Annotated in this window: 18 protein-coding genes; 6 read left to right on the top strand and 12 right to left on the bottom strand. The window is 60.3% G+C overall.

Annotated features, from left to right (window positions below; genetic code table 11):
• The first annotated feature begins 4 nt into the window (after positions 1 to 4).
• Positions 5 to 1,243 carry a serine hydroxymethyltransferase gene (gene glyA, locus HU715_RS17610; RefSeq protein WP_186705071.1) on the top strand — a complete coding sequence of 413 codons (1,239 nt, stop codon included), beginning with the start codon at positions 5 to 7 and terminating at the stop codon, positions 1,241 to 1,243.
• A 170-nt stretch (positions 1,244 to 1,413) separates the two neighbouring features.
• Here the strand turns inward: glyA and HU715_RS17605 are convergent, their stop codons facing one another.
• Positions 1,414 to 2,433, bottom strand: coding sequence for a Glu/Leu/Phe/Val dehydrogenase family protein (locus HU715_RS17605; RefSeq protein ID WP_186705070.1), 1,020 nt, complete (start codon positions 2,431 to 2,433; stop codon positions 1,414 to 1,416).
• A gap of 187 nt (positions 2,434 to 2,620) precedes the next feature.
• Here HU715_RS17605 and HU715_RS17600 point away from each other — a divergent pair, with 187 nt between their 5' ends.
• The gene (locus HU715_RS17600; protein ID WP_186705069.1) at positions 2,621 to 3,424 is read left to right on the top strand and encodes a SirB1 family protein; all 804 of its coding nucleotides are present in this window, start codon (positions 2,621 to 2,623) and stop codon (positions 3,422 to 3,424) included.
• A gap of 140 nt (positions 3,425 to 3,564) precedes the next feature.
• Here the strand turns inward: HU715_RS17600 and maiA are convergent, their stop codons facing one another.
• Genes maiA through hmgA form a run of 3 tightly spaced genes read right to left on the bottom strand, consistent with a single transcriptional unit; the run spans position 3,565 to position 6,817 of the window.
• Positions 3,565 to 4,203 (bottom strand): maleylacetoacetate isomerase, encoded by a 639-nt coding sequence (gene maiA, locus HU715_RS17595; RefSeq protein ID WP_186705068.1) that lies wholly within the window; start codon positions 4,201 to 4,203, stop codon positions 3,565 to 3,567.
• Positions 4,204 to 4,211: 8 nt separating this feature from the next.
• Positions 4,212 to 5,510: a fumarylacetoacetase gene (fahA, locus tag HU715_RS17590; RefSeq protein ID WP_186705067.1), complete on the bottom strand. Its 1,299-nt coding sequence runs from the start codon at positions 5,508 to 5,510 to the stop codon at positions 4,212 to 4,214.
• Positions 5,511 to 5,512: 2 nt separating this feature from the next.
• A complete protein-coding gene (gene hmgA, locus HU715_RS17585) occupies positions 5,513 to 6,817 on the bottom strand; it encodes a homogentisate 1,2-dioxygenase (RefSeq protein ID WP_186705066.1) in 1,305 nt (434 codons plus the stop codon).
• A 357-nt stretch (positions 6,818 to 7,174) separates the two neighbouring features.
• On the opposite strand from hmgA, the gene HU715_RS17580 reads away from it, so the two are divergent.
• Complete coding sequence (locus HU715_RS17580) at positions 7,175 to 7,996, top strand: IclR family transcriptional regulator (RefSeq protein WP_186705065.1); 822 nt, start codon at positions 7,175 to 7,177, stop codon at positions 7,994 to 7,996.
• Here the strand turns inward: HU715_RS17580 and HU715_RS17575 are convergent.
• From HU715_RS17575 to HU715_RS17560, 4 genes are all read right to left on the bottom strand, one after another.
• Entirely contained in the window at positions 7,961 to 8,662 is a 702-nt protein-coding gene (locus HU715_RS17575) for a hypothetical protein (protein WP_186705064.1), read from the bottom strand. The genes HU715_RS17580 and HU715_RS17575 overlap by 36 nt on opposite strands.
• 204 nt (positions 8,663 to 8,866) lie before the next feature.
• Entirely contained in the window at positions 8,867 to 11,416 is a 2,550-nt protein-coding gene (locus tag HU715_RS17570; protein WP_186705063.1) for a helix-turn-helix transcriptional regulator, read from the bottom strand.
• A gap of 307 nt (positions 11,417 to 11,723) precedes the next feature.
• Entirely contained in the window at positions 11,724 to 13,091 is a 1,368-nt protein-coding gene (locus tag HU715_RS17565; RefSeq protein WP_186705062.1) for a DUF1329 domain-containing protein, read from the bottom strand.
• 22 nt (positions 13,092 to 13,113) lie between these two features.
• On the bottom strand, positions 13,114 to 14,907 hold the full coding sequence (locus HU715_RS17560; RefSeq protein ID WP_186705061.1) for a DUF1302 domain-containing protein: 1,794 nt from the start codon (positions 14,905 to 14,907) through the stop codon (positions 13,114 to 13,116).
• A gap of 631 nt (positions 14,908 to 15,538) precedes the next feature.
• Here HU715_RS17560 and HU715_RS17555 point away from each other — a divergent pair.
• The 3 genes from HU715_RS17555 (at position 15,539) to HU715_RS17545 (ending at position 19,497) form a co-directional block, all read left to right on the top strand.
• Positions 15,539 to 18,283 (top strand): S-type pyocin domain-containing protein, encoded by a 2,745-nt coding sequence (locus HU715_RS17555; RefSeq protein WP_186705060.1) that lies wholly within the window; start codon positions 15,539 to 15,541, stop codon positions 18,281 to 18,283.
• Positions 18,280 to 18,531, top strand: coding sequence for a bacteriocin immunity protein (locus HU715_RS17550; RefSeq protein WP_186705059.1), 252 nt, complete (start codon positions 18,280 to 18,282; stop codon positions 18,529 to 18,531). Before HU715_RS17555 ends, HU715_RS17550 begins: the two co-directional genes overlap by 4 nt.
• A gap of 201 nt (positions 18,532 to 18,732) precedes the next feature.
• Positions 18,733 to 19,497 (top strand): N-acetylmuramoyl-L-alanine amidase, encoded by a 765-nt coding sequence (locus HU715_RS17545; RefSeq protein WP_186705058.1) that lies wholly within the window; start codon positions 18,733 to 18,735, stop codon positions 19,495 to 19,497.
• A gap of 42 nt (positions 19,498 to 19,539) precedes the next feature.
• Here HU715_RS17545 and HU715_RS17540 read toward each other — a convergent pair whose 3' ends face one another.
• From HU715_RS17540 to HU715_RS17525, 4 genes are all read right to left on the bottom strand, one after another.
• Complete coding sequence (locus HU715_RS17540; RefSeq protein ID WP_186705057.1) at positions 19,540 to 20,451, bottom strand: SDR family oxidoreductase; 912 nt, start codon at positions 20,449 to 20,451, stop codon at positions 19,540 to 19,542.
• A gap of 566 nt (positions 20,452 to 21,017) precedes the next feature.
• On the bottom strand, positions 21,018 to 21,920 hold the full coding sequence (locus HU715_RS17535) for an alpha/beta fold hydrolase (RefSeq protein ID WP_186705056.1): 903 nt from the start codon (positions 21,918 to 21,920) through the stop codon (positions 21,018 to 21,020).
• Positions 21,920 to 22,702, bottom strand: a complete 783-nt coding sequence (locus tag HU715_RS17530) for a class II aldolase/adducin family protein (RefSeq protein WP_186705055.1) — start codon at positions 22,700 to 22,702, stop codon at positions 21,920 to 21,922. Before HU715_RS17530 ends, HU715_RS17535 begins: the two co-directional genes overlap by 1 nt.
• A gap of 140 nt (positions 22,703 to 22,842) precedes the next feature.
• Positions 22,843 to 23,298, bottom strand: a complete 456-nt coding sequence (locus HU715_RS17525) for a flavodoxin (protein WP_186705054.1) — start codon at positions 23,296 to 23,298, stop codon at positions 22,843 to 22,845.
• Between the last annotated feature and the right edge of the window lie 6 nt (positions 23,299 to 23,304).

Raw genomic sequence — 23,304 nt, 5'->3', positions numbered from 1 at the left:
CACCATGAGTCTGCAAAATTTCGATCCCGCCGTTGCCCGCCTGATCGACCGCGAGCGCAACCGCCAGGAAACCCACCTGGAACTGATCGCTTCGGAGAACTACGTCAGCGAAGAAGTGCTCCAGGCCCAGGGCTCCGTGCTCACCAACAAGTACGCCGAAGGCTATCCGGGCAAGCGTTACTACGGCGGCTGCAAGGTCGTCGATGAAATCGAGAACCTGGCCATCGAGCGTGCGCGCAAATTGTTCAACTGCGAATACGTCAACGTGCAGCCGCATTCCGGCTCCCAGGCCAACCAGGCGGTTTTCCTGGCGGTGCTGGAACCCGGCGACACGATCCTGGGCATGTCACTGGCCCACGGCGGCCACCTGACCCACGGCGCCTCGGTGAATTTTTCCGGCAAAATCTACCGGGCCTTTTCCTATGGCCTGGACGCGGAAACCGAAACCCTCGACTACGAAGAAATGGAAGCCCTGGCCCGGGAACACCGGCCAAAGATGATCATTGCCGGAGCCTCGGCCTATTCGCGGACCATTGATTTCCAGCGCTTTCGCAAGGTCTGCGATGAAATCGGCGCCTACCTGATGGTGGACATGGCGCACTACGCCGGGTTGATCGCCGCCGGCGTGTACCCCTCGCCGGTGGGCATCGCCGACTTCATCACTTCGACTACCCACAAGACGTTGCGCGGCCCCCGCGGCGGCCTGATCCTGGCCAAGGCGCAATACGCCGCCCTGCTCGACAAGACGATTTTCCCGGTGTACCAGGGCGGCCCGCTGATGCACGTCATCGCCGCCAAGGCCGTGGCTTTCAACGAAGCCCTGGGCGACGGGTTCAAGCATTACCAGCAGCGGGTGGTCGACAACGCCCGGGTCATGGCCGACGTCCTGACCCGGCGTGGCTTGCGGGTGGTGTCCGGCGGTACCGACTGCCACATGTTCCTGCTCGACCTGCGCTCGATGAACATCACCGGCAAAGACGCCGAGGCGCTGCTGGAAAGCGCCCATATCACCCTGAACAAAAACGCGATCCCCAATGACCCGCAGAAACCGGCGATCACCAGCGGCATTCGCATCGGCACCCCTGCCCTGACCACACGCGGTTTTGGTGAAGCGGAATGTGCCGAAGTGGCGAACCTGATAGCCGACCTGCTGGAACAGCCGAACAACGCCGCACGCCTGGATAACACCCGGCGCCGAGTGATGCATTTGTGTGAATGCTTTCCGGTTTACCTGTTGAGGTAATTGCGGAAAAACTGTGGTAAGGAAATTTATCTGTGGGAGCAAAGCTTGCTCGCGATGAAGATGACTCGGTTAGCCTGAACAGTCGCGGCGCCTGCATCGCGAGCAAGCTTTGCTCCCACAGATAGGTTGCTTCACTGCTTCACTGCTACCAATGATTTCCTTTTTGATTTTCAGCGGTACAACAGGCGCTCCGCCAGTTCATCGGCCACCCGGGCCGGTGAGCGCTTTTCCGCCTGGGCATGCGCAAAGACTTCCGTAAGCCTTGCACCGATTTTCGACAGGTGCGCGGTGATCGTCGGCAGCTCTTCACCACGATGCTTGAGGGCGACGTAGATCAGCCCGCCGGAGTTGATCACATAGTCCGGCGCATAGAGAATCCCGCGTCTTTCCAACTGATCGGCCACCTGCAGGTTGCTCAACTGATTGTGGGCTGAGCCGGCAACGGCCGAGCAGCGCAGTTGCGCCACGCTTTGGCTGTTGAGGACCCCGCCCAGGCCGCAAGGGGCGAGGATGTCGCAGGGTGTGCTGAGCAGCGCGTCGTTGGCGATCGGATGGGCGCCCAGTTGCTCCATGGCCAGTTGCACCTTGCCAGGGTCGATGTCGCTGACCAGCAATTCGGCCCCCGCCGCATGCAGCTGTTCGGCCAGGGCATAACCGACATTGCCCAGGCCCTGGATCGCCACCCGCAGGCTTTCGAGGTTATCGCTGCCCAGGCGAGCCATGGCGGTGGCACGGATGCCGGCAAAGACACCCATCGCCGCGTGGGGCGCAGGGTCTCCCGCGGCGGTGGTACTGGTGACATGGCGGGTCTGCTGGGCGATGCAATCCATGTCGGCCACCGACGTGCCGCTGTCGATGGCGGTGATATAGCGCCCGTCCAATTGCTCGATGCAACGACCAAAGGCTTCGAACAGCGCCGCCCGACTCTCCACATGGGCCGGACGCATGATCACCGCCACCCCGCCGCCCACGGGCAAACCAGCCAGAGCCGCCTTGTAGCTCATGCCTTGGGCCAGGCGCACGGCGTCTGCCACGGCACTTTCGTCGTCGGGGTAGGCAAGATAACGACAGCCTCCCAGGGCAGGCCCGGGGCGGCTGCAATGAATGGCAATCACCGCCTTCAACCCGGTCGTCGGGTCTACGCTTAGGTGCAGCGATTCAAGGCGGGAGCTTTGCATGAGAGCAAACATCGTAAGGCTCCCGAATCACTTTTGTTTGTTTCGCCAGTATAGGCGTGCAGTCGAAAATTGCTGGAGCACGCCGGAATAAGTCGCCTGGGTGGTCAGTCTTTTTCGGCATAACCTGTCACAGCATCTTTTGGAGACTGGACGAAAATCCATGGCAGGGCTAAAACGGGAGCATAGCCCGGAGAGTTCGATGAAACCGCGCCAAGCCTTTTTTGATTGCCTGCACCGCTCGCCGCCGGCGTTGTTCGAAGCAGCGTTGTGGATCGCTGCCGAACATGATCGCGACGTCAACGTTCCGGTCTTGCTGAAGGAATTCAAGGAACTGCAACAGCGGGTCAGCCATGACCTGCCGATGCTGCCTGTCAGCGAGCTGGGCCAGCCTCTGCTACGACGGCTCAACGACCTGGGTTTCGCCCAGGACGACTTCACACCGCTGCGGCCGCGAGCGGCGCTGTTGGATAAAGTCCTGGCGCGCAAACGCGGGCAGCCCCTGGCCCTCGGGCTGATTGCCCTGGAGTTGGCCCGCGGCCTGGAAATTCCGATGGTCGGTGTCAATTTCCCCGGGCATTTCCTGTTAAAGGTACCTGGGGCCGACCACCTGCTCGACCCATGCGGTGGCCGCCGGTTGTACCCCAACGACTGCCGGGAACTGCTGCAACGCCAATACGGCGCGAATATGTCGCTCAAGGCCGAGCACTTGGTCAACGCCGAGCCGATGCAGATGCTGCAGCGCCTGTCGCGCAACCTGCGCCAACTGCATCTGGCGAACGACGACTACATCGCGGCCCTGATCGACGCCGAACGGGTGCTGGAACTGGGCAACGCCAGCGCCGCCGACTACCTGGCCCGCGCCAGCCTGTACCAGCGGCTCGATTGCCCCAACGCCGAACGCTTCGACCTGGAGCATGCGCTGATGCTCAGTGACGATCCGATCCAGCGAATCCGGCTGACGGAGCGGCTGGGGCATCTGCCGCCGAATTCGGTGGTGCATTGAGTTGTCGTGAGACTGCACCTCTTTGTCGACCGTTGAATCGTCTTCGCGAGCAAGCCCGCTCCCACATTTGATCGGCGTACACCCGGATCAATGTGGGAGCGAGCTTGCTCGCGATAGCGGCAGACCAGCCAACATCAATATCAAGTGGGTGTATCCGGCTGATTCGCCGGGTGCGCCTGCTGGAACGCCGGATGCCCAGCCGCCAACGCCGCCACGCGCCGGATCCGCGGATACCCTTGCAAGGAAACATTGAACCGCTCGGCGGCGTACAGCTGCGGGATCAGGAACACATCCGCCAACCCCGGCAGCGCGCCGAAGCAATAGCCGTCGTCGCCAATCAACTGCTCCACCGCCGCCAATCCCCGGCTGATCCAATGCCCGATCCACTCCGTCACCTGCGTTTCATCGTGGCCCCGCTGCCGCAGCTGGTTGAGCACGCTGACGTTGTGCAAGGGATGAATGTCGCAACCGATCAGCGCGGCGACGCCACGCTCGTGGGCACGCACAATCAGGTCGGCGCTGAGCAGCGGCACCTGGGGATAACGCTCCTCCAGGTATTCGATGATGGCGGGTGATTGCACCAGCAACGCGCCCTCATCGGTACGCAGCGTCGGCACCCGCCCCTGGGGGTTGATCGCCAGATAGGCCGGCTGGCGATGCTCGCCCCCCGGCGCAGCGATCAGGTTGACGGGCAAGGCCTGGTAATCCAGGCCTTTGAGGGCCAACGCAATGCGCACCCTGTAGGACGAGGTGGAGCGGTAGTAGGTATAGAGTTCCATGGCTACCCTCAACGCGCCGGCAGGATCTTGCCCCGGCATTCGCCGAAGCCGATGGAGGCGAAACCTTCGCGGCGGCAACGGGCGCGCAAGATGATTTCGTCACCGTCCTCGAGGAATCGGCGCACTTCGCCAGACGCCAGTTCGATTGGTTTTTTCCCGCCTTCGGTGATTTCCAGCAGGCTGCCGAATTGATGGTTTTCAGGCCCAGACAAGGTGCCCGAGCCAAACAGGTCGCCGGCCTGCAACTGGCAGCCGTTGACGCTGTGATGCGCGATCATCTGCGCCACGGTCCAGTACATGTATTGGGTGTTGCTCAACGTCAGGCGCTGAGCCGGCAGGTTCTGCTCGACCATAGCCTCGGTCAGCAACAGAACTTCCAATTCGATGTCGAGGGCGCCGCCGGCCTGGTCACGGGTGTCCAGCAGATAAGGCAGCGGTTGCGGATCGCCTTCCGGGCGCGCCGGCTGTGGGCGGCGGAACGGCTCCAAGGCTTCAGCCGTCACCACCCACGGCGAAATGCTGGTCAGGAAACTCTTCGACAGGAACGGCCCCAGGGGCTGGTATTCCCACGCCTGGATGTCCCGGGCCGACCAGTCGTTGAGCAGGCAGAACCCGCCAATGTGCTCGGCGGCATCGCCAATGGGGATCGGTTCGCCCAGGGCATTGCCCTTGCCGATCCAGATGCCCAGCTCCAGCTCATAGTCCAGCCGCGCACACGGGCCGAAGGTCGGTTCGGCCTGGCCGGCCGGCAAGGTCTGGCCCTTGGGGCGACGCACGTCGGTGCCGGACGGGCGAATGGTCGAGGCACGACCGTGGTAGCCGATAGGCACGTATTTGTAGTTGGGCAATAGCGGGTTATCGGGGCGGAACAGTTTGCCGACATTCTGGGCGTGTTCGATACCGACGTAGAAGTCGGTGTAGTCGTTGATCCTGGCGGGCAGGTGCATCTGGCAGTCGGCGGCGACGAGCAGCAGCTTCGCCGTTTCAACTTTGCCACGCAACGGACTGTCTTCGCGCAACAGTTCCAGCAGTCGTTCACGCAGGGCCACCCGGGCGCTGCGGCCCAGGTCGAAAAATTCATTCAATTGGCCGTCGGCCATGGCTTCGACGGCTTGCCGCGCCGCGCCGTCAAACAGGCCCGCGTGCAGCGCCGCCTGCAGATCGAAAATCCGCTCGCCAATCGCCACGCCGCTGCGCAAGGCACCGCCATCGACGCTGAAAATACCCAATGGCAGGTTCTGCAACGGGAAATCGGCGTGGCCGTTGGCGCTGGCGACCCAGCTACGGGCAGGGGAAAGTTGAGTCATGGTTATCTCCGGGTCGGGTCGAACGTGACAGGCAGCGAGGCCCAACAAGCATCGTAGTCGGTTTGCAGTTGCGGGCAGTCCAGGGCGAAACGACTTGGGCGCAGCACTTGGCTGGTCTCGAACATGAACGCCATGGTGTTGTCGATTTTCGCTGGCCGAAGATCAGCGTTGATCGCCTTGGTACAGGTTTCGCCGTCCGGGCCATGGGCGCTCATGCAACTGTGCAGGGACGCACCGCCCGGCAGGAAACCTTCGGCCTTGGCGTCGTAGGCGCCCTGGATCAGGCCCATGAATTCGTTCATCAGGTTGCGGTGGAACCACGGTGGACGGAAGGTGTTTTCCGCCACCATCCAGCGTGGCGGGAAGATCACGAAATCGAGGTTGGCCAGGCCGTGGACACTCGTGGGCGAGGTCAGCACGGTGAAAATCGACGGGTCAGGGTGATCGAAACTGACCGTGCCAATGGTGTTGAATCGGCGCAGGTCATATTTGTACGGCACGTTGTTGCCGTGCCAGGCCACCACATCGAGGGGCGAGTGATCCAGCTCGCACACCCACAACTCACCGAGGAATTTCTGCACCAAGGTTGTCGGTTGCGCGAGGTTCTCGTAATGGGCGACCGGCGTCAGGAAGTCCCGCGGGTTCGCCAGGCCATTGCTGCCGATGGGCCCAAGGTCCGGCAGACGCAACGGCGCACCATGATTTTCGGCGAGGTAGCCACGGGCCTGGGGGTCGAGCAGTTCAACGCGAAACTTCAGGCCCCGGGGCAGCACGGCGATTTCCAGCGGTGCCAGTTCCAGCACGCCCAGCTCCGTAGCGATCCGCAGCCGCCCCAGTTGCGGCACGATCAGCCACTCACCGTCGGCATTGAAAAACACCCGTTCCATGGAGCGGTTGGCCCGGTAGTGATAAAGGCTGACGCCCGCCGGTTTATCCGCGCCGGCATTGGCCGCCATGCGCACCAGCCCGTCGATGAAGTCGGTGGGCTCGTCGGGAATATCCAGCGGGTTCCAGCGCAGGCGATTGGGGGTGACGTCGCCCAATGGGCCTCCCGCCACTTGCCGTTCGAGCTTGGTGAAGGCCGGATGGTTGGCCGACGGTCGGATGCGATACATCCAGGTGCGCCGCGCCTCGCTGCGGGCCATGGTGAACGCCGTGCCAGAAAACAACTCGGCATAGAGACCGTACGGGGCTTTCTGCGGGGAGTTCTGGCCGACGGGCAAGGCGCCGGGCAAGGCTTCGCTGGCAAATTCGTTGCCCAAGCCTGACTGATAAACCAGGTCCGACGCGGTGGAATCGAGGTTCATGGAGCCTCCTGGGGATGCGGCCCGTCACTCAACGGAGGGGTTGAGGCGCACCGGGTTATTTTTATCGTAATTCAATTACGCATAACGTAATTTGCTCAGTAACCACCGTCAAGCTATAAAGACGCCCATTCGCCCCAATGCCGATCAGTTAAGCGAAATAAAACCCGACAGTAACCCTGTGGCGAGGGAGCTTGCTCCCGCTGGGTCGCGAAGCGGCCCTGTTTTTGGGGCTGCTACCCCCGAGGCGTCGGACCGGCCCAGCGGGAGCAAGCGCCCTCGCCACGGTTTATGTGTTTGCCCGTGCTATCCACTTAACTGACAGGCATTAGCCCATTCGCCTCTGGACCCTGCGCCTCCATGGAAATCCCGCTCAGCAACGGTAAACAGAAAGTTCGCTCGGCCGAAGTCGGCACCGACATTCTCAAGGCCCTGGCCGAACTCTCCCCCTCCACGTCGCTGTCGCGCCTGGCCGAACATGTGCAAATGCCGGCGAGCAAGGTCCATCGCTACTTGCAGGCGTTAATCGCCAGCGGGTTTGCCGAGCAGAACGCCGCCACCAACCACTACGGCCTGGGCCGTGAAGCCCTGCGTGTGGGCCTGGCAGCGCTGAATGGCATGGACGTGCTGCAAGTGGCCGCCCTGCCCCTGGCCGAGTTGCGCGACGACTTGAACGAAACCTGCTTCCTCGCCGTGTGGGGCAACCATGGCGCGACCGTGGTGCGCATCGAACCCGCCGTGCGAGCCGTGACCGTGGTGACGCAACTGGGCTCGGTCTTGCCGTTGCTCAGTTCGTCCACCGGGCTGGTGTTCAGTGCTTATCTGCCGGCGCGCGAGACCATCGGCCTGCGCGAGCAGGAAGTGCAAGGCACCGAGCAGCACGCCCTGGCCGACGACCGCGCCTATGCCACCTTGTGCGAGCAGATCCGCAGCCGCGGCCTGCACCATGTGCATGGCTTGCTGATGCCGGGCGTGGACGCCTTGTCCGCCCCGGTCTTCAATGCCGTCGGCGAGGTGAAGGCGGTGATGACCATCGTTGGCCCGACCTCGTTGTTCCACGCCGACGAAAACGGCCCGGCGGCGCAACGATTGTTGGCGGCGACCCGGGCCGTGAGTTGGCGGATGGGGTATGAGGCGGCGCCAGGATCAGTCGAGGAAATCCGGGACAATCCTGATCACTAGATCATTGAGGTGCGTAGTGATCAATTGCGGATGGACATGGCTGTCTTCCCCGCTGAAGCGAACGGTATAGATACCCTGGTGGTTGCCCTCCGAGTGATAAGGAATCACATCATTCTGGAAATGGCCCAGCAGGTACTCGACCAACCCCTCGGAAGACGACACCAGGCGCTGGCCGGTGTCATCCTCAATGAAGTTAGTCACGTATACGCCACCAGCGTTGATACCCGGCGCGTGGACTTTCAATGCGCCATGCACGTCCTCGGCGATCAAGGGCCTGAGGGGACGCAGGGACAGCTCGATTGCCGGCTGTTGAGTCAAACTTGCAACAATGTCTATGACGATTTTTTCAAATGCTATCAAGTCCAATGTCTTGAGCTGGTCTTCAGCGGCAAAGGAATAACGTTTGCTGAATAGATTGCTGGCGCCTTGCGTATAAGTGGGCAGGTGTTGCTTTTCAACGCAGGCCAGGGTTTCGTCGAACAATGTTCGGGAGCTTCCCACTTCAGGACTTGGGAAGTCCTTCAATGTATTCACGTAGGCAGTGAATGGGTTGATGCCCAGTGGCTCCAGGTAATGACCCAACAGCACCTGCACGGCAAAATCCACGCGGGTGTTCTTCAGGGCGATCAGTCTTTCGGAGTGGGAAGAGAACAACGGGGTATTCATATTAGACGTCCTTGTCATTTCATGGCCTCGAACTTCCTGTTCGAGCCGTTATTGATGGTGCGGTTGAATGCAACAGCACGGCATCTCGGTTCAACTGAAGTCGCAACTTATCGCTGAACTTCAGTCACGCCGTTATACACAGGCTAATAGCCGACTGTAAAAAAGTAAGTGTAAGCGTGCGTGAAGTTTCAAGCATTCATCGCCCTAACCCATCACCCCCATGACCTTGGCTTTCGCCACCGCTTGCGTACGCCGTTGTACGCCCAACTTGCTGTGGATTCGTCGCGCATGGGTTTTCACCGTATGCAGTGATATGAACAACTGTTCGGCTATCTGTTGGTTTGAATGACCTTGGGCAATCAGCTCCAGGACCTCCAGTTCGCGATGACTGAGCAAGGTGTCCTCGACGGTGGCAGGCGACTCGACCTGTTCTGCCGATTGGCCCCAGCGCAACAGCTCGGGCTGGCGCAAGCGCAGCTCGCATAAGGCTTGCTGGGCCCGCCAGCAAGTAACTCCCTTGAGACCTTCCTGCAAAAGTGAACGGGCCTGGGCACGATCGCCGGACAACCAGACGACCTCTGTCAGCACCAGGTGCAGTTCGGTTTCCAGGCTGTGCATTTCACCGTGCTGTGCCTGGGCGATCATGGCCTGCAGGCGCACCTGTGGTTCCTGCGCCCGTTGCAAGTAGACCTCGGCGAGCACCAGCAGGTATTCAAGTCGCGCGATCAACTCCAGGGTCGCGGGTGGCGCGTGCTTGGCCTGCGGTCCACGAAAATGCCGCAAGACGCGGGTCAGCGCTTCATGGGCCAGTTCCGCCCGTCCCTGCTGCAACCAGAACTGGCAGCTGGTTTGCAGCAACACGCCGCGGTAAACGGTGTCGGGGATGTGCCGCTGCTGCATGGTCCGCTCGGCATCACGCAAATGCATGAAGGCCTCGCCATAGTCGCCTTGGTTGGCCGCCAGGCAGGCCTTGCCGAGAAAGCCATAGAGCACCTGTTTGTCCTGGCTGAGCAGGCCCGTTTCCAGGCCGGTTTGAAAGTGCTCGGCGGCCAGTTCCTCAAAGCCCATGCGCAGCGCCAGGCGCCCGCGCCGCAAGGCAATACGCCCCAACAACGGAGAAAAATCCTGGCCCGGTTTATCCAGCAGCGCCTGGACGGCGGCCAGCAAATGATCGGCCCGATGCGGTGCGCCGCGTTGCTCCAGAACCTGGGCGTGATCCAGCTCCAGCAAGCCCTCGAAGACCAGCGAACCCTGTGCACGCGCCAGGCACAACGCCTGGCGGTTGATCCATTGCGCCGAGGCCAGATCGCCAGCCAGCAACGCCTGCTGCGTCAGCCCACCCAGGCACAGCACCCGTTGGGACCAGGCCTCCGTGTCCAGGCTGGCCTGGGCCTGGAGAAAATGCTCGCGCGCCGGTTCGCCATCGCCCGAGAGGTGCAGCAACCAGCCCTGCAAGACCTGCCACCTGGCCAGCACCTGTCGCTGCCGACAGGCCGAAGGCTGCGGCATAAATCTGGCCAGTTGTTCGATGCACATTGACGCCTGGTCGAAGCGCCCGGCGAACAACAGCGCAGCGGTGACCAGCCCCACCGATTGCGGCGTACCGAGGGTCAGCGCGTCGCCTTGTTGATCGTGCAAGCTCAGCAACAGCACCACGTTGCGGCGCTGCAAGACGTGCTCGAAGCTCAAATGCTGCAAGAAACTGACGGCGGTCTCGAACTCCTCGGCCAACATCGCTTGCTCGAATGCCATTTGCCAGTCCTGCTCGGCCGCAAACCATTGGCAGGCCCGTCGATGCCAGGAGCGGCCCTGGGACCAGGGTTCTTCACGCACCAACCGGGCCAGGGCCGGGAAGATCTGCAACCAATCCGAGGTCTGCTCCCACGGTTCGATGAAACAACCCAGCTCCAGCAACAACGGCAGGCATTGCGCGCCCACCGTGTCGCCGAACAGGTGCTCGCACAGCCGGGCATTGAAGCGCGGCAGATGCGCCAGCACCCGCCAGGCCTCTGCCAGTTCCGGGGTCAGCGTGCTGAACAGCTCGTACTCCAAGTAGTCGACCAAGGTTCGCGGCCGTCCCGGCGCCACATGACTGCGTGCCCATTCGCAGCGCTCAAGCAAGCTGATGCGCACCCCGGCACACCAGCCGCCACTGCGCTGGATCACCTCGCGGGCCGTGCGGGCAGCCTGGGGACCGGGCAGATGACGAAGCAGGGGCTCGACATCGTCAGGGGTGAAAAACAGCGCCTGCGGGTCAAGCTCATGCAGCTCGTCGTCGAGCAGCAGCCGCGGCCAGTTGCAATGGGGACGACGGCGACCGTTGAGCCAAAGGTGCAACGCCGGACTGCTGGTATTCAACAGACGGTCGAGCAACTGGTCCAGTTCGGGATTCGGTACCCGGCAATAGTCGTCCAGGAACAACCAGGTGGGCGTTTGCAAACGGGCCAGATGAGCCAACAGCCCCGCTTCGTCCAGCATCGGCAACCCGAGGGTCTGTGCCAGGCACTCGCACATTTGCACCGTGCTCAACGCCGCGCCCCCCAGGGGCAACCAATGCAGCCGGCAGTCACTGGGAGCCTGCAAAAAACACTCGGCAAATAACGCACTCTTGCCACTGCCCGCCGGCGCGCAGAGCAGCTTTACCCGCGCTTCGGAAATCAGCAGCGGCTCGCTCAGGGACCGCCGCGGCACATGCGTCGAGGACAGGCGAGGCAGCAATCCTGGACGGTCCGGACACGGGGTCATGGCGGTCATGTGGGCGATCCTGTTTATTGTTATCTCACCACCCTAGACCTGTGTCGCCGACCTTTGGAGAAGTATTCAGCGCGCTGATTGGCGCCCATAAAAAAACGACCGGCAGGGGCGCTGCCGGTCGTCATGTCTGGATCAAATCAGACTCGGTTCCGTGGCGAGGGAGCTTGCTCCCGCTAGGCTGCGCAGCAGCCTCAAAAAGGACCACTCGATGCACCTGATACATCGAGCCGCCTGGTTTCCAGGGCCGCTGCGCGCCCCAGCGGGAGCAAGCTCCCTCGCCACGAGCCCTCATCACTCAGGAAAGGACTTACCGAACCCCGGTCGAACGCAACGCCGCCGGCGTGTAGTCGGCCGCCCTGGCCTCGAAGCCGTACTCGTAACTGTGCTTCTCTTCGTTCTTCATCCCCAGCGCGATGTAGCGGCCGGCGATGATGTCGTAGAGCGCTTCAAGGGTGTAGCCCGGGTTCTGATGGTCGTAATAGAACTGGGCATGACCTTCGGCCACCCGCCACAGTTGGCCGCGACCGTCATAGTGATCCACCAGCGCCGCCTGCCAGCTGTCCTCGTCGATGTACATGTGGCGCTTGGCATAAATGTGCCGCTCGCTGGGCTTGACCGTCCCCACCACTTCCCAGACCCGGTGCAGCTCGTAGCGGGTCAGGTCTTGGTTGATGTGACCGGCCTTGACCACATCGTCGTACTTGAGGCTCGGCGAATCGAGTTTGTAGCTGTTGTATGGAATGTACATTTCCTTCTTGCCGATCAGCTTCCAGTCGTAGCGGTCCGGCGCCCCGGAAAACAGGTCGAAGTTGTCGGAGGTACGCAACCCGTCGGCGGCGGTACCCGGGCCGTCGTAGGCCACTTGCGGGGCGCGACGCACACGGCGCTGGCCGGCGTTGTAGATCCATGCCAGGCGCGGCTCCTTCACTTGGTCGAGGGTCTCATGCACCAGCAACACGTTACCGGCCAGGCGCGCCGGAGCGGTGACCGATTGCTTGAAATAGGTCAGCACGTTGCTGGCCTTTTCCGGGTCGGCGTCCTTGATCAGGAACGGCACGGCGATTTCTTCTTCGAAGCGGATCGGCGTGAAGCTGCCATTGGTCTGCGGCGTGACCTGGGTGATGACCCGGCGCAGGTTGCCACCGTGATAACGGGTAACGTGGTTCCACAGCACTTCCACGCCGTTCTTGGGAATCGGGAAGGCGTAGTAGCGGTTGCCGGTAAAATTCGACAAGCCGTTACCGTCGTTGATGGACGTTACATTGAGGGCGCTGCGCTTGGCCGACTCGTAGATTTCCGGCGGCAGGCCGACACTGCGATGGGTCGGGTAGACCGGGATCTTGTAAGTCTCCGGGTAGCGCTTGAACATCGCGACCTGCCCTTCGGAGAGTTTGTCCTTGTACTTGTCCACGGTCGCGGCGGTGATGGTGAACAGTGGTTTTTCATTGGCGAACGGGTCGGCCAGAAAGCCCTTGCTGTCCACCGCCCCGGCGTTTTTCGGGATGCCGCCAGTCCAGGCCGGAATCGAGCCATCGGCATTGCCGGCTTTTTCCGCGCCCAACGGCGTAAGGCTGGTGCCCAGTTTGTTCGCTTCCTCCGGCGACACCGCCGCCATCACGTTCACGGCCAGCAGGCTCAAGGCCAGGGCACCGCATTGCAGGATCATCTTGCGCATTGGGTTTTCCTTGTCAGCCAGATCAGAAGTTCACGCCGAAGCTCAGCGCGAGGAAATCGCGGTCTTCGAGAACGTTGTAATCGCCGCCAAAAAAGTCGGTGTAGCTCAAGCTGGCGGTGTAGGTGTTGCGGTAATCGGCATCGACACCAACACTGATGGCCTTGGCGCCTTCGTTGAACAAACCATTGGGGCCATAGCCCGCCACGTCGTGGGACCAGGACAGGTTGGGCTTGAAGTTCACCCCGCCGATCACGTTGGAGTAATCGAGAATCGCCCGGGCGCGATAACCCCAGGACGTCGAAGTGACGAAACCGTCGGTGTCGCCCTGGAAGCCGTATTGGCCATAGACCGAATCCCGGCCATAACGCAGCGTGTCCTTGGACTCCAGGCCACCGACATGCACCACCGCCGCTTCGCCGACCAAGGTCAGGCGGTCAGCGCCCAATACCTGATCGAAGAAATGCGTCAGGGTGCTCTGGACCTGGGTGATTTCCTTGCGGCGGTAACCGGTGTTGTCGGCGCCAGGCGAGGTGGCGATGGGCGATGCGGCGCCACCGGCAATCGGGTTGACCAGGGCCAGGGTCAGGTCGTTGGTATTGACCTGCACCGGCGCGTTGGGACGGTAGCTGACTTCCCCGGTCCAAGCGGTGCCGGTGGGCAGCGTCGTGGAGAAACTGGCGCCGTAGAGGCGGATGTCTTCCGGGTATTCAAGATAGTACCCACCGCGCCCCAGCATCACGCTCTGCGCCAGGCCCGCGCCGCTGCCGGGGGCCAGCCCGTTGGCAATCGCGACCATGCCCGGCAACGCCGCCAGCGTCGAGAGCCCCGCCGTGGTGGTCCCGACAGTAGGCGTACGGCTGTGGTAATTCATGAAGTACAGGCCGTACTCGGTGTCATCGCCAAGCCAGCGCAACGCCGTGCCCCACTGGCCGGAGTCGCGGGCGTCACGATCGCCGCCACGGGGAATGATCACCCCTTCGCTGGACACCTGGATCTCCTCGCCGAATGCCTGGGTCAAGGGCACGAACGGCGCAATCGCCGGGCTGCCTACGGTGTAGCCACTGGTGCAACCGTCAGCCACCACGTCGTTGCCGAAGAACGTACCGCAGTTATCCACCACGGTCTGGTCCCACTCCAACTGGTAGAACCCTTCGATGGTGAGCTTGTCGGTCAGGCCTTGGGAGGCGAACAGCATGTTCACCGGAATCAGGCCTTCCTTGATCTCCGCACCGGGGCGACGGAACGCGGACACGTCCACCGGGTTGATGCTGTTGATGGAGTTGCCGATGAAAGTACTTTCCCCCCAACTGACCACCTGCTTGCCGGCGCGAACAGTGCCTGGCAAATCGGCGATGGAATAGTTGTGGTAGACGAAGGCATCAAGAATCTGCGCCCCCGAGGACTTGGCGCCCTCCTTGCGATTGCTGTCGCTGATGTCCTTGAACTCGCGGCCTTCATCCTTGAGCTCGAAGTCGTACCAGTACTTGCCGCGCACGAACACACCGGTATCGCCGTACTTGAGCTCGAGGTCGTGCAGGCCCTTGAAGATTTTGGAGAAGGTCTCGCCCTTCTTGAAATTCAGCCGTCCATCATCGCCGGTGGAGGATTGGCCCGTACCACCATTGACCGTACCGACCAGGTCCTTGTCGGCATCGCGCATGCCCCAGCTCGCGCCCACGGACAGCGACGAATCGAACTGACCCTCGATCTCGCCAATGTTGAATGAAACGGCCTGCGCCTGGGCACAGCAACCCAAGGCCACCGCGACGGCCAGCGCCTGCGGCTTGAAGATGGCGCGCATTGTTATTGTTGTCATGCGTCTTCCCCGGTGAGTGACAGAGCCTTCACCCTACTGCCGGATGCCCTGGGCGATAAGCGCACCAAGGAGGTATTCACGCTGTACCTCCAAAGGATGACAGCCCTTGCACATCGGGCCTTTGAGGCGTGCATGGATGGATTGGATGATGGGTTATCAGCGCCGCGGATACCCCTGCCTCGCCGACGACTGTTACGCGCCCTGCAACGGTGCATGTCCGGATCCGGGCTGTTTCCCACCGGGCTCGATCCCTATGCTGGCCGGGCTTGCAGGGCAACGGGCCTGCAAACGCAAGTCGCCACGGCACCCCTCACGCCTGGCGCACCGTCATTCGGATGGATTGGCGCATCGGTCCATCATCCCGTGCTTATCGACGTTGGTTTGTAGCTCCTTTGCAACGTCACGCTTAGGCCGCTGTTTTTACAGCGGCCTTTTTTATGTGCGGCTATTTCCGAGTTAAAACTTCTTTTTTCCTACAGTGTTGTCGGAAAGGCTCACCTGCCTGCATGTGGAGTTCGAATTTATAGTTTCCTTGGTCGCGCAGGATGGGCGACCAAGGAAATAGCCATGAACGACTGCACGTATTGAGTCACGGCATGGCTATTCAGATTCGATTCGAAAGGAACTCGATATGCAGCAAGAAAAAAATATCCTTGTGAATAGAGGCATACCCCGCACGCCTTCGTCATCTAATGGTTATGGATTTAGCGCAAGAGGCGTATCAGGCCCAGACCACTCCGATCGTGCATACGATGCCGTTGATTATGCCATTGATTGGCTGGATGAAAGTAACACATCCACCGAAGAGCTCTTCAAAGAAAATATCAAAAATATCACCCATATAACCAACGCCGAACTCGCAAAAACAAGAGCAGCCGTTGCTGCGGTGGTCCCGCGTGGAACCGATGCGGCCGAAATTGAATTACGAACACTCAAGCTACAACTGTTCAAAGCGAGAAAAGATCATCAAGAACATATAGCGATAGCCAATCTTTATTATGGTCATGATCCACTGACTCACAAGTTTAAAGACGCTCGTCGTAAGGGGTTCGAGCTCGTTGGCCGTCGCGGAGGACAAAGGGCTTACTACAAAGCAATTTCCAAGTGGAATGTCTCTTATGCTGCGGCGTACGAGGCAAAATTCCTGGCTGAGCAGATCAAGCTATTGGATGCTCGCTTAACCGCACACAACAAAGCCATTGCCCAGGCAAACGCAAAAAAAGCCGCTGAGGCTCGGGCAAAGGCTCAAGTTGAAGCCAAACGCGTGGCTCAGGAACAGGCGCGCAAGGCCGCCGAAGCCGAGGCTAAACGCGCTGCTGAAGAACGAGCACGGATTGCGCGGATTGCCGCAACAGTAGCTGCTAAACAAGCCCACGATGCCGCCATGGCCTTATGGGAGGCCGAAAGGTGGGCCGCTGCTGAGGAACTTGAGGCGGAGGAAGCGAGGCGTCAGGCAGAAGTTCAAAAGGCACGTCAACCAGCCCGGGCTACCCGTACATTTCCTGTATCGGGCGCCGCGGCAGCCGCCGGCCCAGTATTTACAATCGCAGGCGGGACCTTCGCTCCCAACCGGGTGACCGCCTCGGGCATCACGGATGAGTTGCGCACCGCGGTTTCGGCGACCCTAAAAACAGTTACCGCAATGGCATCACCCACTGTTGCATGGTTCGCGTCACTGATTGACCCGTCGGAGCTGGGCAACGAAGAACGCTACGCCCTGAGTGTTCCGCTGTCAGAACTAGCTCCAGCCAACACCGATGATTTGCTGGCAGTCGCAACATCGAAAGGAGAGGTCAATCTCCCGGTGGTGCTGGGTTCCATGACCGCCGACGACGAAATGATGTTCGTCGTCGCGAGTGCCGACGGAACATCGGTGCCCTCCAGCGTGCCGGTCAGGCTTGCAACACTCGACCCTCACAGCAACGTCTACAAATCCTACAGCCCAGATGGCTCATCCACCTTGATGACCTGGACGCCTATCGTAAAAGAGACGGATGCATCCACGACACTGCCATCGATCGTGCCGAAGATCGACCTTTATGAGGGCGGGACCCCCTGGGCCATAACCGGAGGGGTCGAGAAGAATCCGGATCTGGAGGATTACGATTTTGGTAGTGGGTTCGTCACGGTGTTCCCGGTTGAGTCGGGTATTCCGCCCATCTATACCGTCTTTAACAATTCTTCTGAATGGGCTTCCGCGGAAGAGGCACGCCAGGCAGCCGAAGCCGAGATCCTACGCGTAGCCCAGGCACAAGTACTGGAACAAGTCCTGGCGGGACGCGCCTATCCGATACCTGGCGCGGCAGCCGCAGCCGGTCCGGTGTTCACGCTTGTCGGCAGTAGCCTGGCCATAAGTTCGGAAGCGACCTTGGCAATCCAGGCCGCGCTACGAGCCGCAGTCGCCATGGCTATCGAGTCGCTCACCGCAGTGGCTGTGCCGACCTTGGCGGGTTTTGCGGCGCTGCTCTATTCACCCAAGCTGGCGAACGGTGAATTACCCGAGCGATATGCGTTCAGCACGCCACTCTCAGAACTCGCACCGATCCAACACCACGACTTTCATGCAATCGCAGCGGCCGACGGATTCGTTGACTTACCGGTACGCCTCACTTCTCAAGCGACCGTGGATGGTCAATCCGAAATCCTCGTGATCAACACTGACGGCATAACCCATTCGTCGAAAGTCAAAGTGGTTCCGGTTACCTATAGCGCTCAACAAAATCTCTACACCGCTACAACTGAAGAAACCCCACCCAGAACCTTGACGTGGACGCCGGTCGTTCAACCCGGCAACAGTTCCACGACCCTTCCCGCCGAGCCGCCCGCCCCGCCTGTTTATACAGGCGCATCGGTAACGCCCATAGAGGGAAGGATCGATCCATTCCCCGAAATAACCGCAGACAGCTTCGATGATTATGTTTTCGTTTTCCCAATCGACTCAGGCCTGCCGCCTCTGTACGTCATGTTCAGGGATCGACGGGAAGACCCTGGGGTTGCGCTGGGGACGGGAGCTCCGGTTTCAGGTGGGTGGATGGACGCAGCATCGCAAGGTGAAGGATCACCCATTCCGTCGCAGATTGCGGATCAGTTGAGGGGGAAGGAATTTAGGAATTTCAGGAAGTTTCGGGAGGCTTTTTGGAAGGCCGTCGCTGGCGATCCTATACTCTCGCAACAATTTAATTCACGTAATTTAGTAGAAATGAAAAAAGGTCGTTCTGCCTATACCAAGGAGACTGAACAGATTGGCGCACGAACCAAATATGAGCTTCACCACAAACAATACATCTCTTTAAATGGTGGAGTTTACGACATTGACAATATCACTCTCGCCACCCCTAAAAGACATATTGAAATTCATAGAGAGCACAAGCAATGAAGAAATCGATAATCGAAATAACTGAAGAAGAATTTCTCGCCTTCGTACTAAAAATTTCAGAAGGTGACTTTCCTTCTGAAAAAGCACATAACAACGCCGTCTTGGATTTCAAGCGTATCTCAGAGCACCCCGCAGGATCAGATCTACTATTTTATCCAGAGCCTGGCAAGGAAAGCTCTGAGGCGATAGTCGACGAGATAAAAAACTGGCGTGCAGCCAACGGTAAACCAGGCTTCAAGCAACCCTGACCCTGTATAAATTAACGCCCTTTTGCTGCCGCTAGTCCGCAGCAAAAGGGCTTTTTGTCGCCATTAAAAAATCCTTAGCCTCTAAGCGCCCGTTCCTACAACAAAGCCAGAATCCAACTACGCGCACATAAAAAAACCACTGTTACGCTGAAAGTAATCGCAGCATTTCGCTCCGATTTATTTCCCAGTGAGTAATCGACAATGCAAATAAACAACACCAGCTATCGTTCAACAAAAGGCTATAACAGCCGCGTTCGTTTTTTAGTTTTCCATTACACCGCCGGCAACTTCGCATCGTCCGTCAATGCATTGACCGGCCCTTCCGTCAGCGCCCATTATCTGATTCCCGACTTCACCGACCCCACCTATTTGAAAGCAGGTTTCAAGGAACCGCAGATTTTCAACCTGGTGGAGGAGAACCAGCGGGCCTGGCATGCAGGTGTGAGCAGCTGGGGAAATCGCAGCAACCTGAACGACAGCTCGATCGGCGTGGAAATTGTCAACCTGGCCACCGATAACCAAGGCCAATTAACTTTTCCGCCCTACAAGGCCCAGCAGATCGAGGCCATCAAATACCTGGCACTGGACATTCTCAAGCGCTACCCGGACATCAGCCCGGTCAATGTGGTGGCGCATTCGGATATCGCCGCCGGGCGAAAGAGTGATCCGGGGCCGATGTTCCCCTGGCATGCGTTGTATCTCAAGGGCATCGGTGCCTGGTTCGATGACACCACCCAAAAGACTTTCTTGCAGGCTTACCAAGCCAACGGAGTCCCCCCTCGCGAACAGTTGCTCGGCCTATTCAAGAAATATGGCTATGACACTTCGGCGGCCACGACGGGTGCAGGTTTCCAGCGCCTGGTAAGAGCATTTCAGTTGCACTTTCGCCCGGCCAAGTATGACGGTGTGATGGACGTCGAGACCGCCGCGAACCTGGCGGCCCTGGTGAAGAAGTATTTTCCCTGAACCGGTTACTGTGCTGACAGCAACCGGCGCGGGCTATAACTGTTAAATGGCGTGCCGTTGCAGATTCGCCATCATTTCCTTCAAGGCTTCCAGGTTGTCATTCGGGTGTACCGCATCCTGGAAATCGCAGATCTGCTGCCAATGGGCGGCGACGTCTTCAGGGGAAAAGCCTTTGCGTGGATCGAAGCCAGCGCCCAGGCTGCGTTCCCAGCGCACCTTGCCCATCCAGCCGCCGCCCACTTCGAACAGGCCGGAGGTTTCCTGGCAAGTCTCGCTGGCCAGGTAAACCACCAGCGGGCTGACGAGTTCAGGCTTGAGTTGCTCGAACACCTGCGGCGGGATCAGGCCTTCGGTCATGCGGGTGCCGCCGGTGGGGGCGATGGCATTGACCAGGATGTTGTTCTTGCGGCCTTCGATGGCCAGGGTTCGGGTCAAGCCATAGAGGCCAAGCTTGGCCATGCCGTAGTTGGATTGGCCGAAGTTGCCGTAGATGCCGGAGGTGGATGCGGTGAAGATCACCCGCCCGTAGTTTTGCTCACGCAGGTGCGGCCAAGCGGCCCGGGTCACCTTGTAGGCGCCCTCGACGTGGACGCGGTAGACCAGGTCCCAGTCGGCGTCGTCCATTTTGTGAAACGTCTTGTCCCGCAGGATCCCGGCATTGTTGACCACTACATCGACACGACCGAACGCGTCGAGCGCATTTTGGACCAGCTTGTCGCCGTCGGTTACCGAGTCATGGTTGGCCTCGGCGATGCCGCCCGCGTCACGAATTTCGGCAACCACCCGGTCCGCTGCCGAGGCATTGGCCCCTTCCCCTTGAGCCGAGCCGCCCAGGTCGTTGACCAGCACTTTCGCGCCTTGTCTGGCGAATAGCAGCGCGTGGGCGCGTCCCAGGCCACCGCCGGCTCCCGTGACGATCACGACTTTATCTTCGAAGCGCACAGACTCACTCATGGCAGAACTCCAGCAGGCGAATAGGACAATGGGCACGAGTGTCGGGCACCTGTCGACCGGTCACAATCAACACGGTTGCCAGTGAATGGTGGCCGATAAGGCGGGGGGATGATGCGGGCCCAAGCCCTGTGGGAGCGAGCCTGCTCGCGAAAGCGGTGTTTCAGTCAGGACAGATGTTGGATGTGCTGACGCCTTCGCGAGCAGGCTCGCTCCCACAGGGGACTTTTGTCGCTCACAAATTCTGTATGCAACCTCGATCGACTGTGGGAGCGGGCTTGCTCGCGATAGCGGTCTTTCAGTCGGGAAGATGTTGGATGTGCTGACGCCTTCGCGAGCAGGCTCGCTCCCACACGGGACTTTTGTCGCCCACAAATTCTGTATGCAACCTCGATCGACTGTGGGAGCGGGCTTGCTCGCGAAAGCGGTTTTCCAGTCAGAATGGATGTTGAATGTGCTGACGCCTTCGCGAGCAAGCCCGCTCCCACACGGGACTTTTGTCGCCCACAAATTCTGTATTCAACCTCGATCTACTGTGGGAGCGGGCTTGCTCCTACAATGTCAAGTCGTCAGGAACAGGCCATTTGCCTGTGCGGCACGGCGATGGCTTCGCGAAACGCCAGGTAATGCTTGAGCACCTGCACCGGGGCCTCGGTGTGCGGATAGTGGCCGATGTCGGGCAGCAACACCGTGTCCGGGTTGGGGATCAGGGCCTCGTAGCGCGCCACCATGTGCTCACCGGAAATCGGATCAACCGCGCCATCGATCACCCGCAACGGCACTTCGCCGCGTTGCATCGCCTGCACCCAGCGATCACGCTGCACACGGCGCTCGGGAATATAGGCGATGAGTTTGTGCATGATCCGCGGACCGCGATGGGCCTCCACCAGGCTCCAGAAGTCATCCAGTTCGCTTTCGGTAGGGCCGGTCGAGGGCCCGAAAATCTGCCGAAAGCTGCTGGCCAGGCTTTCCCGGCAGAACATTCGCCCCAAGAGCCAGCCCAGGGGACTTAGCAGAACTTTCTGGGCCCATACCGGACGGTGGGTTTCAGGGAACAGACCGCCATTGAGAAAGACACAACTGGCGAGGTGGATGCGCGCGTCGTAGTGCCGCGCGAGCAACTCCTGGGCCACGCTGTCGCCGTAATCGTGGGCCAGCAGATGCACCGCGCCCTTCACACTCAGGTGCGCCAGCAAGGCCTGTTGCAGATCGGCCTGCTCCAGCAGGCTATAGACGTGATCCGTCGGCTTGGCCGAGTCGCCGAAACCGAGCATGTCACATGCGATCACCCGGTAGCGTTGCGCCAAGGGTTGCCACAGGTAATGCCAATCCCAACTGGCGGTGGGAAAACCGTGGATCAACAGCAGCGGCTCGCCCTGCCCCGCCACCCAATAACGGATGGCATGGCCACGGAACAGGAAGATCTGGCTGCGCTGGCGCCAGATACGCAGGGGGATCTGGGCCAGGGGCATCAGCTTCTATACCCGGTATCGTGTTGATCGAGCTTGCGCAGCAACGCCGGCCAGGCCAACGCACCGCCCATGCCCTGGGCGCTTTTGGTCACGCCGGCGATCATCGCTCGGGCGCCGGCCAGAATCTGCGGCTCGATGGCGATCAATTCGGCCCCGCCGTTCTGGGCCAGGACCTGGATGTCACAGGCCCGTTGAAAGGTGAACATCATCAGGAAGGTATCGGCGATGGTGCCGCCGCATGTCAGCAAGCCATGGTTGTGCAGCATCAGGAAATTGCTTTCGCCCAGGTCGGCCTGCAGGCGCGCCTTTTCTTCGTGATTCAAGGCCACCCCTTCGTAGGCGTGATAGGCCAGGCTCGACAGCACGAACAGCGCTTGCTGGCTGATCGGCAACACTCCTTGCTTCTGGGCCGATACCGCAACGCCGGCGGCGGTGTGGGTGTGCAACACACAGGCGACATCATGGCGCACCTCATGCACCGCGCTGTGGATGGTGTAGCCGGCCGGGTTGATGTCGTAGGGGCTGTCCATCAACTTGTTGCCAGCCTGGTCGACCTTGACCAGGCTCGAAGCGGTGACTTCATGGAACATCAACCCGAAGGGGTTGATCAGGAAATCCTCGGTGCCGGGGACCTTCGCGGAGATATGGGTGAAGATCAGGTCATCCCAGCCATGCAGCGCGACAAGCCGATAACAGGCGGCAAGGTCCACCCGGGTCTGCCATTCGGCGGCACTGACCTGTTCCTTGATACTGAGTGTCGTTTGGACGGGCGCTACGCTCACGGCTCTGACCTCTGGTTTCTAGTTATAGGCGTCTCGTCATCAAAACGTCTTACGCAAGAAAATCAGTCTAGTCAGGTCTTTCAGAGGCGGTAGTTGCATTGGCAGCCAGCTTACTGGCCAAACGAGTCACCGGATTCGCTTCAGGGGCGCAACTTTTCGATCAATTCGGCAAGCCACGGCTCGGCATCAGTTTCCGGGGTGACGCTTTCGCTGGCATCCAGGCGCAGCATCGGCAACACCTCGCGCACGCCCAGTTCGGCGAACAACTCGCCCATCTGCTCGCCGCCGGCGCAGAAGGTGTCCCCATAGCTGGCGTCACCCAGGCCGATCACCGCGCCAGGCAAGCCGCGAAAGGACCCTGGCAATTGGTCGCGGATGATCGAATACAACGGCATCAAACTGTCTGGCAACTCACCCATGCCGGTCGTGGACGTCACCGCCAGCAAGGCCTCTGGCGCGAACGCCTGCACATCCGTCAACGTCGCGCGAGGGTCGTGCCAGGCGTCGAAGCCCGCGTCGCGAAGCAGTTTGGCGGCGTGCCGGGCGACTTCTTCGGCGGTGCCATACACTGAGCCGGAAAGAATGGCGACTTTCATCGATCT

Origin of the sequence: Pseudomonas zanjanensis, from assembly GCF_014268745.2 — a bacterium.
Classification (GTDB): domain Bacteria; phylum Pseudomonadota; class Gammaproteobacteria; order Pseudomonadales; family Pseudomonadaceae; genus Aquipseudomonas; species Aquipseudomonas zanjanensis.
This window is presented reverse-complemented; position numbering and strand designations above follow the sequence as displayed.

What these genes read in the sequence shown, in the direction of transcription:
- glyA (WP_186705071.1), top strand. Translation starts at nt 5, where the DNA reads ATGAGTCTGCAAAATTTCGATCCCGCCGTTGCCCGCCTGATCGACCGC.
- HU715_RS17605 (WP_186705070.1), bottom strand. Translation starts at nt 2,433, where the DNA reads ATGTTTGCTCTCATGCAAAGCTCCCGCCTTGAATCGCTGCACCTAAGC.
- HU715_RS17600 (WP_186705069.1), top strand. Translation starts at nt 2,621, where the DNA reads ATGAAACCGCGCCAAGCCTTTTTTGATTGCCTGCACCGCTCGCCGCCG.
- maiA (WP_186705068.1), bottom strand. Translation starts at nt 4,203, where the DNA reads ATGGAACTCTATACCTACTACCGCTCCACCTCGTCCTACAGGGTGCGC.
- fahA (WP_186705067.1), bottom strand. Translation starts at nt 5,510, where the DNA reads ATGACTCAACTTTCCCCTGCCCGTAGCTGGGTCGCCAGCGCCAACGGC.
- hmgA (WP_186705066.1), bottom strand. Translation starts at nt 6,817, where the DNA reads ATGAACCTCGATTCCACCGCGTCGGACCTGGTTTATCAGTCAGGCTTG.
- HU715_RS17580 (WP_186705065.1), top strand. Translation starts at nt 7,175, where the DNA reads ATGGAAATCCCGCTCAGCAACGGTAAACAGAAAGTTCGCTCGGCCGAA.
- HU715_RS17575 (WP_186705064.1), bottom strand. Translation starts at nt 8,662, where the DNA reads ATGAATACCCCGTTGTTCTCTTCCCACTCCGAAAGACTGATCGCCCTG.
- HU715_RS17570 (WP_186705063.1), bottom strand. Translation starts at nt 11,416, where the DNA reads ATGACCGCCATGACCCCGTGTCCGGACCGTCCAGGATTGCTGCCTCGC.
- HU715_RS17565 (WP_186705062.1), bottom strand. Translation starts at nt 13,091, where the DNA reads ATGCGCAAGATGATCCTGCAATGCGGTGCCCTGGCCTTGAGCCTGCTG.
- HU715_RS17560 (WP_186705061.1), bottom strand. Translation starts at nt 14,907, where the DNA reads ATGACAACAATAACAATGCGCGCCATCTTCAAGCCGCAGGCGCTGGCC.
- HU715_RS17555 (WP_186705060.1), top strand. Translation starts at nt 15,539, where the DNA reads ATGCAGCAAGAAAAAAATATCCTTGTGAATAGAGGCATACCCCGCACG.
- HU715_RS17550 (WP_186705059.1), top strand. Translation starts at nt 18,280, where the DNA reads ATGAAGAAATCGATAATCGAAATAACTGAAGAAGAATTTCTCGCCTTC.
- HU715_RS17545 (WP_186705058.1), top strand. Translation starts at nt 18,733, where the DNA reads ATGCAAATAAACAACACCAGCTATCGTTCAACAAAAGGCTATAACAGC.
- HU715_RS17540 (WP_186705057.1), bottom strand. Translation starts at nt 20,451, where the DNA reads ATGAGTGAGTCTGTGCGCTTCGAAGATAAAGTCGTGATCGTCACGGGA.
- HU715_RS17535 (WP_186705056.1), bottom strand. Translation starts at nt 21,920, where the DNA reads ATGCCCCTGGCCCAGATCCCCCTGCGTATCTGGCGCCAGCGCAGCCAG.
- HU715_RS17525 (WP_186705054.1), bottom strand. Translation starts at nt 23,298, where the DNA reads ATGAAAGTCGCCATTCTTTCCGGCTCAGTGTATGGCACCGCCGAAGAA.